This window comes from Qipengyuania sp., from assembly GCF_048550555.1.
Classification (GTDB): Bacteria; Pseudomonadota; Alphaproteobacteria; order Sphingomonadales; family Sphingomonadaceae; genus Qipengyuania.
The window spans coordinates 38,095-49,382 of record NZ_JBLYYF010000031.1 but is presented as its reverse complement, the minus strand read 5'-3'; the positions used below and the strand labels follow the sequence as shown (position 1 = coordinate 49,382).

General features: G+C 67.0%; 12 protein-coding genes. 5 read left to right on the top strand and 7 right to left on the bottom strand.

The window, feature by feature from the left end; all coding sequences use genetic code 11:
- Window positions 1-128 precede the first annotated feature (128 nt).
- Window positions 129-623: a 2-amino-4-hydroxy-6-hydroxymethyldihydropteridine diphosphokinase gene (folK, locus tag ACN4E0_RS07485; RefSeq protein WP_419566887.1), complete on the bottom strand. Its 495-nt coding sequence runs from the start codon at window positions 621-623 to the stop codon at window positions 129-131.
- A 51-nt stretch (window positions 624-674) separates the two neighbouring features.
- On the opposite strand from folK, the gene ACN4E0_RS07480 reads away from it, so the two are divergent.
- Window positions 675-2,096: a M20/M25/M40 family metallo-hydrolase gene (locus ACN4E0_RS07480; RefSeq protein ID WP_419566886.1), complete on the top strand. Its 1,422-nt coding sequence runs from the start codon at window positions 675-677 to the stop codon at window positions 2,094-2,096.
- Here the strand turns inward: ACN4E0_RS07480 and ACN4E0_RS07475 are convergent.
- From ACN4E0_RS07475 to ACN4E0_RS07460, 4 genes are all read right to left on the bottom strand, one after another.
- Window positions 2,093-2,512, bottom strand: a complete 420-nt coding sequence (locus tag ACN4E0_RS07475; RefSeq protein WP_419566885.1) for a hypothetical protein — start codon at window positions 2,510-2,512, stop codon at window positions 2,093-2,095. The two genes, ACN4E0_RS07480 and ACN4E0_RS07475, sit on opposite strands and share 4 nt — an antisense overlap.
- Window positions 2,513-2,514: 2 nt before the next feature.
- Window positions 2,515-3,378, bottom strand: coding sequence for an N-carbamoylputrescine amidase (gene aguB, locus ACN4E0_RS07470; protein ID WP_419566884.1), 864 nt, complete (start codon window positions 3,376-3,378; stop codon window positions 2,515-2,517).
- A gap of 10 nt (window positions 3,379-3,388) precedes the next feature.
- Entirely contained in the window at window positions 3,389-4,153 is a 765-nt protein-coding gene (locus ACN4E0_RS07465; RefSeq protein ID WP_419566883.1) for an SIMPL domain-containing protein, read from the bottom strand.
- 71 nt (window positions 4,154-4,224) lie between these two features.
- On the bottom strand, window positions 4,225-5,142 hold the full coding sequence (locus ACN4E0_RS07460; protein ID WP_419566882.1) for a class I SAM-dependent methyltransferase: 918 nt from the start codon (window positions 5,140-5,142) through the stop codon (window positions 4,225-4,227).
- 103 nt (window positions 5,143-5,245) lie between these two features.
- Here ACN4E0_RS07460 and msrA point away from each other — a divergent pair, with 103 nt between their 5' ends.
- The 3 genes from msrA (at window position 5,246) to ACN4E0_RS07445 (ending at window position 8,305) form a co-directional block, all read left to right on the top strand.
- On the top strand, window positions 5,246-5,782 hold the full coding sequence (gene msrA, locus ACN4E0_RS07455; RefSeq protein WP_419566881.1) for a peptide-methionine (S)-S-oxide reductase MsrA: 537 nt from the start codon (window positions 5,246-5,248) through the stop codon (window positions 5,780-5,782).
- A 218-nt stretch (window positions 5,783-6,000) separates the two neighbouring features.
- Complete coding sequence (locus ACN4E0_RS07450) at window positions 6,001-6,819, top strand: hypothetical protein (RefSeq protein WP_419566880.1); 819 nt, start codon at window positions 6,001-6,003, stop codon at window positions 6,817-6,819.
- A 100-nt stretch (window positions 6,820-6,919) separates the two neighbouring features.
- Window positions 6,920-8,305 (top strand): alpha/beta fold hydrolase, encoded by a 1,386-nt coding sequence (locus tag ACN4E0_RS07445; RefSeq protein WP_419566879.1) that lies wholly within the window; start codon window positions 6,920-6,922, stop codon window positions 8,303-8,305.
- Here ACN4E0_RS07445 and ACN4E0_RS07440 read toward each other — a convergent pair whose 3' ends face one another.
- Window positions 8,306-9,544, bottom strand: a complete 1,239-nt coding sequence (locus tag ACN4E0_RS07440; RefSeq protein WP_419566878.1) for an RsmB/NOP family class I SAM-dependent RNA methyltransferase — start codon at window positions 9,542-9,544, stop codon at window positions 8,306-8,308.
- A gap of 57 nt (window positions 9,545-9,601) precedes the next feature.
- Here ACN4E0_RS07440 and ACN4E0_RS07435 point away from each other — a divergent pair, with 57 nt between their 5' ends.
- Window positions 9,602-9,760: a DUF1674 domain-containing protein gene (locus ACN4E0_RS07435; protein ID WP_419566877.1), complete on the top strand. Its 159-nt coding sequence runs from the start codon at window positions 9,602-9,604 to the stop codon at window positions 9,758-9,760.
- A 112-nt stretch (window positions 9,761-9,872) separates the two neighbouring features.
- Here the strand turns inward: ACN4E0_RS07435 and ACN4E0_RS07430 are convergent, their stop codons facing one another.
- Complete coding sequence (locus ACN4E0_RS07430; RefSeq protein ID WP_419566876.1) at window positions 9,873-11,273, bottom strand: cytochrome P450; 1,401 nt, start codon at window positions 11,271-11,273, stop codon at window positions 9,873-9,875.
- Window positions 11,274-11,288 lie beyond the last annotated feature (15 nt).

The window sequence follows — 11,288 nt, the reverse complement described above, 5'->3', positions numbered from 1 at the left end:
GCTGGGTTCGAACCAGCGACCTACTGATTAAAAGTCAGTTGCTCTACCGACTGAGCTAACGGCCCGACCACGGCGTGCCACCTAGGGGCGCTGTCGCGGGTGGTCAAGCAGCTGTTGCAGCTATCCCGTCATGCGCACGGGTCCGCCCGCCATGACAGCTGGCGGACAGTCAGTCGGGTCACCGGATCGCGCCATTGCGGGACGATTTGCTCCGCGGGCCCGAGCACGAAGCGGCGCTCGCGAAACGCCGGATGCGGGATCGCCAGATCGGGCGAGTGCCATGCGCCGCCGCTCCACAGCACGATGTCGAGATCGAGCGTGCGCGAACGCCAGCGCTGCCCCCGTCGCTCGCGGCCGAAGGATCGCTCGATCGCCTGCAGGCTTTCCAGCGCCTCGGGCGGGTCGAGATCGCCGGCGATCAGCGCCGCGCCATTGGCATAGCGGCGCAAGGATGGGCCGAGCGGCCTGCTCTCGATCCAGCGCGAAACCGCCTCGACTTGCCACCCTCCTTCGGCGAGCGCTGCGACCGCCGCATCGAGCACGGCGCGCGGGCGCCCCACGCCCGGCAGCCGCTGGTTGGAGCCCAATGCAATCAGGTAGCGATGCGCGCTTGCCTCGGTCATGGCCCCGCCCTAGCCTCCGCGCGACAAACAGCCAATCGGGAGCGGCGGGACATGAAGGTGAGGGCAATTCTGCTGGCGGGCGCGCTGGCGATGGCGGGACAGGCTGCGGCGCAGGATACCGGCGCGCGTCAACTCACCGCGCATGAGCAGCGTGTCCGCGACATCTATCGCACTATCATCGCCTTCCGCAGCGCCGCAGGTCACGATCAGGTCGACGACGAGGTCGCCTATCTCAAGGGTCGGCTCGCCGAGGCCGGCTTTGCCGCGGAAGACCTCATGGTCACCGACTACGACAGCAATGGCAATGCCACGCAGGGGCTGATCGTGCGCTATCGCGGCGACGGCTCCTCCGGAGAAAAGCCGATCGTCCTGCTCGCGCATATGGATGTGGTCGACGCGCTGCCCGAGGACTGGGAGCGCGATCCCTTCACACTGGTCGAGGAGGACGGCTATTTCTTCGGTCGCGGGACGCAGGACAACAAATACGGCGTCGCCAATCTCACCGGCACCTTCATCCGGCTGAAGGAAGAAGGCTGGGTTCCCAATCGCGATCTCTACCTGGCCTTTTCGGGCGACGAGGAGACCGGGATGATCTCCACCCGCGCGCAGGCCAAGTGGGTCGCCGAGAATGTCGACCCGGCCTATGTTCTCAATTCGGACGCGGGCGGGATCGGGCTCGCCGACGATTTCTCGCCCATCGCGCAGCAGGTCCAGCTGGCCGAGAAGACCTATGTCACCTTCGACATCACTGCGACCAATCCGGGCGGCCATTCCTCGCGTCCGCGGCCCGACAATGCGATCTACGATCTTGCCGCCGCACTGACGCGGATCTCGGACTTGCAGTTTCCCGTCCGCGAGAGCGAGCTGACGCGCAGCTATTTCGCCGCCATGGGGCAGAGCATTCCCGGCGCACTGGGTGCCGCCATGCGCACCTTCGCCGCCGATCCCTCCGACGCCGCGGCGATTGCGACGATCAGCGCCGATCCGGGCTTCGTCGGCACGCTGCGGACGACCTGCGTCGCAACGATGCTGAAGGCCGGGCACGCCGAGAACGCTCTGCCGCAATCGGCCGGCGCGACGGTCAATTGCCGCGTCTTCCCCGGCGAAGGCGTGGCATCGGTCAAGGCCGCGCTCGAACAGGCGATCGGCAATGGGGCGATCAGCGTGACGCAACGCGCCGAGGCGACCGAAAGCGCGATGAGCAGCTTCCCCGACGAGGTCCGCGATGCGCTCGCCAAGTCGCTGGCCGCGCGGTTCGGCAAGCCCATTCCGATGGTCCCGACGATGTCATCGGGCGGGACCGACGGCATGCACTACCGGGCACTGGGCTATGACACCATCGCCATAGGCGCGGGGGCCAGCCGCTCGCAGGACATCTTCGCCCACGGGCTCAACGAGCGCATGCGCGTCGATGCCTTCTATGCCGGGCTCGACCACTGGAGCATCGTGCTCAAGGACCTCGCCGGAGGCTAGAAGACCTCGTTGGGCGCCGGCCGGACGACGAAGGCCCCCAGCGAAAGCTGACGCTTGCGCGCCAGGAAACCTCTGGTTGCCAGCCCGTAGGGCGCAAAGACATTGGCCGAGTAGTTGGCTGCGCGCAGCTGCACTTCGACCATGTCTTCGGCGTGGCGATGGACCACTATGGCGGCGGCGGCGACCAGCCCTTCGGCGATGCGCGACCGCAGCACCTCGGCGAACCGGTCGAGCACTGTCTGTCGGCCATCGATGGGCCCGCTCTCGAGGACGGCGACATTCTGGATCGAGCCGGTCACGCGCAGCTCGAACAGCAGCGGGAAGAAGGTCCCGTCCTTCTCGATGCGGGCGATCCCCGCCTCGAGCGCAGCGGTGAAGAGGGCGTCGAGCTGGTCCTGATCGATGCCCCCGCCCAAGCTCAGATATCCTCGCTGATGCGTCCGTAGAGTTGCGGTCGGCGATCGCGGAAGAAGCCCATTCCCGCGCGGTGCTTGGCCGCGCGATCGAGATCGAGCGTCGCGACCAGGACGCCGCTGTCCGAGGCGCCGAATTCCTCGGTCAGGTCGCCCCACTCGTCCGAGATGAAGCTGTGCCCGTAGAAGCTCTGCTGCCGGTCGGCGGGGCCTTCATGGCCGATCCGGTTGGCGGCGCAGACGGGCATGCAGTTCGACACCGCATGGCCGATCATCGCGCGGCGCCACATGCGGCTGGTATCGAGATCGGCGTCATAGGGCTCCGACCCGATCGCGGTCGGGTAGAACAGTACCTCGGCGCCCTTCAACGCCATAACCCGTGCGCATTCGGGATACCACTGGTCCCAGCAGATGCCGACGCCGATGCGCGCACCGAAGACGTCCCACACCTTGAACCCGTCGTTGCCGGGACGGAAATAGTACTTTTCCTCATAACCCGGACCGTCGGGGATATGGCTCTTGCGATAGGTGCCCATCAGTTCGCCGTCGGGCCCGACCATGGCCAGCGTGTTGTAGTAATGGTGCCCGTCGCGCTCGAAGAAGCTGGTGGGGATCGCCACGCCGAGCTTCTTCGCGAGGTCCTGCATGGCGCGCACGCTCGGGCTCTCCGCGGTCGGGTGGGCGAGCGCGAAGAGGTCTTCCTCCTCCTCGCGGCAGAAATATTCGCCCGCGAACAGCTCGGGTGGCAGGATGACTTGCGCACCCTTCCCGGCGGCCTCTTCGACGAGCGCGGAAACCGCGGCGATATTATCCGCCGCCTCCTTGCGGGCGAGCGACAGCTGCAGAACGGCTACGGTCAGGTCTCTCATGCGCTCCGCACTATTTCTCCCGCAGGGCGAAGTCCACCTGGATATAGACGTCGCTGCGCGTAGTCCCGACCATCATCGAGGACGAGCCCTGCTCGGGCATCGGCATGCTGACGGGAGGCGGAGGCGGCGCCACGGCCTGCGTCCGGATCGCCGCGCTTTCGTTCATCGCATCGGCGCCGCGCAGCCAGGTCTGGCCCTGCTGCCCCCCGGCATCGCGGATATAGAGCACCCGGCTCACTTCCATTCCCGCGGCTTCGGCATAGGCCTCGGCCCGCTTGCGTGCCGCCTTGTAGGCGTCGGCATAGGCGAGGTTGGCGGTCGCCTCGGGATCGGTCATCGACAGGTTCGGGCCCGATACGATATTGGCCCCCGCTTCGGTGACCGCGGTCACCGCATCGCCCGCCTTCGCCGGATCGCGCATCGTTACCTCGACCACATTGCCCGCCTGGAACTGACCCTTGCGGTCGCCCCAGTTGATCCGCTGAACATTGACCGCGCGGGTCTGGATATCCTTCTCCTCGACGCCCAGTTCGCGCAGCGCCGCAACGATCTCGGCGATCTTGTCCTGGTTGGCCTTGCTCGCTTCCCTGGCCGAGCGGGCCCAGGTTTCCACCCCCGCCTGGAACTGGGCGCGATCGGGGCGGCTTTCGGCCTGTCCACTGGCGCTCACCGAGAGCAGCGTCTCGCCGTGATCGACCCCGCGCGCCTCGTCGGCACGCTCGGCGCAGGCGGCGAGTGCGAGCGGCGCTGCGAGAAGGAGATAGGCAGGTTTCATCGAGCATTCCCGTGATGTGATAGTGTTACATCGAGGGAATGCTCGTTTGGGCATGAACGCCGGCTGACGGGCTAGCGCTTGCGGAACAGCAGCGTCATCCGGTCGGATTCGCCCAGATCGCGGGTCTGCGCATCAACGGCATCGTCGCCGCTCAACCCGGGAGGCATGACCCATACGCCGCCTTCCCAGTTCGCCGGATCGCGCGGATTGGCGTTGATCGCGCTGCTGTCGACGAGTTCGAACCCGTGCGCGCGCATCAGCGCGACCACGTCGGTTTCGCGCAGATACCCGTTCCCGCCCAGAGTGTAGTCGGCAGGAGCACTCTCCTTGGCGCGATGCTGGACGATGCCGACCATCCCGTCGGGCTTGAGGAGGCCGCGGATCCGCGAGAGTTCGGTGTAAAGCACTCCGGAGCGCAGGAGATTGTGCATCTCGCGGAAGATCAGCACGCGATCGACCTGGCCGTCCAGTTCCTCGGGCAGGTCCTGCGATGCGTAAACCGCCATCGGCGCGCCGGTCAGACCCCAGCCGGGCGCAGCTTCGCGGAACTTGCCCGGAAGCCCGGCGAAATAGGTCTCGAATCGCTCTCCATCCGCGGCAGCGGGGTCGGGGGTGAGCCCGATGTAGAGACCCTGCGAGCCGAGATAGGGGACCAGTACACGCGTGTACCAGCCGCTCGCCGGCATGTAGTCGACCACGGTCTGGCCCGGCTGAACCCGGAAGAAGCCAAGCGTTTCGGCCGGGTGACGCCACTCGTCGCGCGCCCGGTCCTCGTTGCGGGCCGGGGCGGCGAGCGCCTGGTCCATGGACACCGGGGCGACGATGGGCGCCGCTGCATCGTCGGGCTGCGCCTGTTCGTCGGGTCCGAGAATCACATCCAGAATACGGCCGAGCACCTGGCGGGTCGAATTGCCCTCCTGCGCGAGAGCGGGCGTGGCCATGGTGGCGAGCGTTGCGCCAGCCAGCGCGGCGGCAATCGATCTACGCATTGATTTCTCCCCTGTTTGTACCCTGACAGCAATAGTTGCGCGGGCACGCATGACAAGGACGAAGCGGCTCCCTATCTGTTCCTCGCAAAGGAGATCGAGTGACATGGCTAAACAGCAGGCGATCGTCGCGGGCGGGTGCTTCTGGTGCACCGAAGCGGTGATGAAGGACGTGATCGGCGTCGACGGCGTCGAGAGCGGCTATATCGGCGGGCACAAGGCAGACCCGACCTACAAGGAGGTCTGCACCGGCGACACCGGTCATGCGGAGGGGGTGCGCGTCACCTTCGACGACGCGAAGATCAGCCTCGCCCAGCTCTATGATGTCTTCATGGGCACGCACGATCCGACCCAGCTCAATCGTCAGGGCAACGACGTCGGCACACAATACCGTAGCGCGATCTTCCCGCTCGAAGGGCAGGAAGAGGAAGCCCGCGCCGCCATCGCGCGCTGGAACGACGAACACCCCGGCCAGGAAGCGGTGACCACCGTCGAAAGCGGCGAATGGTACCCGGCCGAGGACTACCACCAGGAGTATTGGGAGGGGGAAGGCCAGCGCAATCCCTACTGCCTCGCGGTCATCCCACCAAAGCTGATGAAGCTGCGCAAGAGCTTCCAGAAATACCTCAAGGACGACGCCTGATTCGGCTTCCGCCGGTGCAGGAGAGGGGAAGGATTTCCCCTCGACAGTCCATCCACATGGACCGCCTGTTACACGGTCCAATGCGGAAAAAGTGCCGGGCCCGCACGCCGCCCCTTGAGGGAGGGGCTGCGGACTGGCGGATCGACCATGCGGCATGGCGCGACCATGGCACGGCGGTGCCATTGTAGGAAAGCGCTTGCTCTGCAATTCTCGCGCGCATGCCGCGAGCATATGGCAAGCACTTCACTCACGACCATGTCGTCGACGCGGACGGCACGGTCGTCTTCGCCTGTTCGCAGGACCCGCAGGCGTGGCCGTGGACCGCGATCGGCCCGCACCATCCCGGCGCGATCCAGGCCGCGAGCTACTGGCTGAGCGTCGAAAGCGCCACCGCGCTGGGCGGCTGGGACCCGGACAAATGGTCCGCGCTGACCTGGACCCGCTGGGCCTGCGGCGATCCGGCGGTCGGCCGCATGGCGCATGGCCGATACGAGCGCGTCCGGATCGAAGGGAAGGAGAGCTTCTCGGTCCATCTCTACGACGCAGAGGATGCGCTCGTCTGCCGCCTCGACGGGCGCGGCGTGGTGTTTCGCACGCGCGATTTCGAAAAGTGGAGAAGCGAGGCGAAGGAGGCGTCGGCAAAGGTCGCCTCGGCCGGTTTCGCCTATGCCAATCCCGAAGAGCTCGGCCTGGATACAGGCGAATTCGCCTTCCTCGGCCCGCTCGACCACGGCCGGGCGATCGGCCTGCTCGACGCGGCCAATGCCATGCCCCCCGCCCATCCCTGGCTCGACGGCTCGGGCGACCATGTAAACTCGGCGCACCTCGCCGAAGTCGCGCGGCAATTCGTCAGCCTGCTGCGCGGCGGCGCGCCCTTCCGCGTGACCCAAGCCGAGATGCGCTTCGACCGCTATGTCGAACTGGGTGTGCCGTTCGAGATCGAACGGACAGGTGGCGAGAACGACTTCGTCTCGATGCAATTGCGTCAGTCAGGCCGAGACTGCACGCGGATCGAATACCGTATCGCCGACACCTAGCCGCTCGTCGTGGTGACTTGAAGGATCGTCGATCCCGCCCTTGATTTCCGGCCGCCCGACTGCCCGGTATCGATCCATACGCTTCCTGCAGGAGATTGAATTGCCAGCATTTTCGCGCGCCATCGTTACCTTTGCCGCTCTCGCCCTGCCCCACACGGCGCAGGCGCAGATGGCGCCGACGACCAGCGAAGGGAAATTCGTCCCCTGCGCCGAAGGCGCCTCCCTCCCCGCGCTGGCCGAGACGCAATGCGCGCGTGTCGCAAGCCCGCTCGATCATGCGGCACCGGCTAAGGGCGACATCGAGCTGTTCGTGCGCAAATTCCCCGCACGCGGCACCTCCCAGGGCGAGCTGTGGCTGATCGCTGGCAGTCCCGGTGAATCGGGCGCCTCCTTCTACCCATTCATCGACACGCTGCGCGCTGCCGCTCCGGGCTTCGACTTGATAATCCCCGACCATCGCGGCACCGGCTTTTCCACCCGCCTCTGCCCGAATGAGGAAAGCGCCGAAAGCGCCGGCGGCACGGCGCTGGAGGGCGCCGAATGGGGCAGCTGCATCGGCGCGATGCATGCCGATCCAGAGCGCACGCAGTCCTTCAGCATCACCAATGCCGCGCACGACATCGAGCTGCTGATGGAGCGACTGGGTACGGGCGATCGGACCTATCTCTACGGCGTATCCTACGGCACCCAGCTGGTCCTGCGGACGCTGACTGTCGCCGCGCCCGCCGGTCTCGACGGAGTGATTCTCGATTCGCTGGTTCCGGCGGATGACGACGAGCGTCACGATCTCAGCCGACGGTCGCAGGTCACCGATGCCGTGGGGCGGCAGGTGCTCCGAGGATGCGACGCGCGCGCGGACTGCAGCCGCTATTTCGACCGCCCGGTCGAACAGGCTCTCGAAGAACTGCTCGCGAATCCGGAGCTGTCGAAGCCTCTCGGGCCCAAGCCCAAATACCTGCTGTCGACCATGCTCGACTTTCCCGAAACGCGCGCCGCGCTCCCCTTCGTGATCGCGGGGCTGCGCGCGGGCGACACCGCGTGGCTCGATCATGCACAGGCACAGCTCGCCAAGGTTCAGGCGCGATTCGCGCCCTATCCGCAGTTCGGATCGTCGATCCCGCTGGTCAGCCTGATCAGCGGCTCGGAGAACAACCGCCGGCCCGCCCTCACCGCCGAAACGATCGACAGCGAGGAAGCGGGATTGCTGTTCACCAGCCCGCTGCCCCGCCACCTGCTGCCGGGTGGTTTCCCGACCTACGAGGCCGGGCCCGAGCTCGGACAATTGCCGGAGAGCATTCCGCCCACGCTGGTGCTGCACGGCAAACTCGATCCCAAGACCGCGCATGATGGCGCGAAGGCCTATGTCGATCGGCTGCGCGCGGCGGGCGAGATCGAGCTGGCCAGCAGCGAGACCGCACCGCACTATCTGCTGATGACCGACCCCGATTTCTTCGTTGCGCAGGTCCGGGCATTCCTCGCCGAATAGTCAGGCGCCGCCGCGCCAGCGCGCGATGAAGAAGCCGTCTAGCCCGCCGTGCTCGGCAAGCATGCCGGGGTCGGTGCGCAGCCAGCCTTCGGGCGCGGGCGCGAGGCCCTGCGGCAGCTCTTCGGGCAGGATCGGCGCGAGGGGCAGGCCGATGGCAGCGGCCTGCTCCTCCCCCTCCGCGCGTTCGAGCGAGCAGGTCGCATAGACCAGCGTGCCGCCCGGCTTCAGCCAGCCCTGCGCGCGGTCGAGCAGCTCGGCCTGCAGCTCGGCCATCTCCTCGATCTGCCGCGCACCGATCCGGTGGAGCACATCGGGATGGCGGCGCGCGGTGCCCGTGGCGGTGCACGGCGCATCAAGCAGGATCGCGTCGAACTGGTGTTTCGGCTCCCATTTGAGAGCGTCGGCGCGCACGGCGCCCGCCTTCAACCCGGTGCGCTTGAGATTGGCCTTCAGCAGGTCGAGCCGGCGCTTGGAGATGTCGAGCGCGGTGACTTGCCAGCCCTGCGCTGCGAGTTGCAGCGTCTTGCCGCCGGGTGCGGCGCAGAGGTCAAGCACGTGGCCTCCCTCTCCCTGCCCCAGCAGCCGCGCGGGCAGCGAGGCGGCGAGGTCCTGCACCCACCAAGCGCCGTCGGCGAAGCCGGGCAGCGCCTCGACATTCGCGCCGCGCGCAAGGCGCAGGTGGCCCGGCATCAGGCTGTCGGCGGAAAGCTGGACCTGCCAGTGTTCGGTCTCGGCGGGATCGCGCAGGGTGAGGTCGAGCGGGGGCGGTTCGGCCAGACCCGCAGCGATCGCCGGAGCACGATCGCCCCAGCGCGCGGCGACTTCGGCCGGCAGTCTCGGCACTTCGGGCAGCGCAACCTCGCGCTTCGTCAAAGTCGAGAAGACCCCATGCGCCAGTCGGCGCGGACCGCCCGCCAGCAGGTCGAGCCCGGTCGCGACCACCGCATGCGGCGGCGTGCCGAGCCGCAGCCATTGCGCCAGCATCATCCGCAGCACCTGCCGCGCCTTGGCGTCGCCCGGCAGCGGTTTCTTCGTTGCGCTGTCGATCAGCGCGTCGAGATCGGTCAGCCAGCGCAGCACCTCGCTGGCGATGGCGCGGGCGAGCGCCTTGTCCTCGAACTTGCGCACGTCCTTGGTCGCGGCGGCGAAGGCGATGTCGAGCGTCTCGCCACGACGCAGGACCGCATCGAGCAGGCGCAGCGCCGCGCGGCGCGCGTGGATACCTTGGGGTTGGGCCATTGGCCGCGCGCCTTACCCGCCCTTGCGCAAAGCCGCCAGCACCATCATCTTGCCTGCATGACCGAGCGCGCGACCAAACGCCCCCAGGGCTTCGACAAGCCTTCGCACTGGACGAACGACCCTCCGCCCGAGCCGAAGCAGGGCGAGGACGAGGAGGAACTCAGCCCGACCCGCTACGGCGACTGGGTCAGGGACGGCATCGCGGTCGATTTCTGAGCGAGTCCTGTTTGCGCCCTCAAACGCCGGGCGCCGCACATCCGTGCGGCTTGGCTTCCTCGCATAGGCTCGGGCGGCCGGTCGGCCTTGCCTCACCTTCGGTTCGGGCTTTCTAGAGCGGCTTGAGCGCGATCTTGAGCCCGTCCCTGGGCTTGGGGATCGGCCAGGCCTGCCATTCGGGATCGCCATCGACCAGTTCGACGCGGTAGCGCGGCAGGAGCTGCGCCATCAGGATCTTCACCTGCATGTAGGCGAAGTGCAGCCCGAGGCACATATGCGCGCCGCCGCCGAAGGGCACCCAGGCATATTTGTGCCGCGCCTTCACCTTGTCGGGGGTGAAGCGCAGCGGATCGAATTTTTCGGGCTCGTCCCAGTATTCGTCGCTGTGGTGGGTCCAGTGGATGTTGATCCCGACCGGCGTGCCCGCGGGGATGCGATAGCCGCCGAATTCGAAGTCGCGCAGCGCGCGGCGCGGCATCGAAGGCACCGGCGGGATGAAGCGCAAAGCCTCCTTGAAGGCCATTTCGGTGAGATCGAGCCTGCCGAGATCCTCATAGGCGAGATCGCGCGGCTTGCCCTGTGCATCGGCGCCGCCGGTCACCGCCTCGACCTCGTCGCGCAACTTCTGCTGCCATTCGGGATGCTTGGCGAGCAGCCACAGCAGCGAGGTCGCGGAGGAGGTGATGGTGTCGTGCGCCGCCATCATCAGGAAGTTCATGTGATCGACCACCTCGTCGACCGGCATCAGGCTGCCATCGTCATATTCGGCGGTGGCGAACTGGCTGAACATGTCCTGCCCCCCGCCCTCGGCGCGGCGGCGGTGCGTTTCCTGCGTGAAATAATCGACCAGGAAAGCGCGCCCGTCGACGCCCTTCTTCATCTGGGTGAAGGGCAGCGGCTTGCGCACCGGGGCGACGCTGGCCTGGACCATGTCGACGAAGGCGCGGTTGATCTGGTCCGCCTCGGGGCCCCAGGGGATGCCGATGAAGCTGTCGGCGGCGAGATCGAGAGTCAGTGCCTTGATCGCGGGATAGAAGCGCATCTCGCCCGCCCCCCATTGCTCCACCTGCCGGGCGATTCCGCGGTTGAGCGCGTCGGCATAGTGCCGCATCGGACCCGGCTTGAAGGCGATCGACAGCGCGCGGCGATCGGCGCGGTGATGGTCGAAATCCATCAGCATCAGCCCGCGCGGGAAGAGCTGGTCGAGGATCGGACCCCAGCCCTGTTCCGAGGAAAACAGCTTCTCGCGGTCGAACAGCACGAGTTCGTTGGCATCGGCGCCGATCAGCGCGACGTTCCAGCCGCCGAAGGCGCGGTTCTTGTAGACCTTGCCGTATTTCTCGACCATCGCTTTGGCCATGCCATGCGGATCGGCGAGCATCCTGAAAGTGTTGCCGACCAGCGGCCAGCCCTTCTCGCCCGGGATATGCGCGAGCGCGTCCGCATCGGGATTGCCCTCGGTCCAATGGGCAGGCAAGGTTTCGGTCGGCTGGTGTGCGGCAAGCGTGGCCATCGGTAGCTCCTGACA

Bases quoted from the DNA above. Each gene is read 5' to 3' on its own strand.
- folK (WP_419566887.1), bottom strand. From the start codon at position 623: ATGACCGAGGCAAGCGCGCATCGCTACCTGATTGCATTGGGCTCCAAC.
- ACN4E0_RS07480 (WP_419566886.1), top strand. From the start codon at position 675: ATGAAGGTGAGGGCAATTCTGCTGGCGGGCGCGCTGGCGATGGCGGGA.
- aguB (WP_419566884.1), bottom strand. From the start codon at position 3,378: ATGAGAGACCTGACCGTAGCCGTTCTGCAGCTGTCGCTCGCCCGCAAG.
- ACN4E0_RS07465 (WP_419566883.1), bottom strand. From the start codon at position 4,153: ATGAAACCTGCCTATCTCCTTCTCGCAGCGCCGCTCGCACTCGCCGCC.
- ACN4E0_RS07460 (WP_419566882.1), bottom strand. From the start codon at position 5,142: ATGCGTAGATCGATTGCCGCCGCGCTGGCTGGCGCAACGCTCGCCACC.
- msrA (WP_419566881.1), top strand. From the start codon at position 5,246: ATGGCTAAACAGCAGGCGATCGTCGCGGGCGGGTGCTTCTGGTGCACC.
- ACN4E0_RS07450 (WP_419566880.1), top strand. From the start codon at position 6,001: ATGCCGCGAGCATATGGCAAGCACTTCACTCACGACCATGTCGTCGAC.
- ACN4E0_RS07440 (WP_419566878.1), bottom strand. From the start codon at position 9,544: ATGGCCCAACCCCAAGGTATCCACGCGCGCCGCGCGGCGCTGCGCCTG.
- ACN4E0_RS07435 (WP_419566877.1), top strand. From the start codon at position 9,602: ATGACCGAGCGCGCGACCAAACGCCCCCAGGGCTTCGACAAGCCTTCG.
- ACN4E0_RS07430 (WP_419566876.1), bottom strand. From the start codon at position 11,273: ATGGCCACGCTTGCCGCACACCAGCCGACCGAAACCTTGCCTGCCCAT.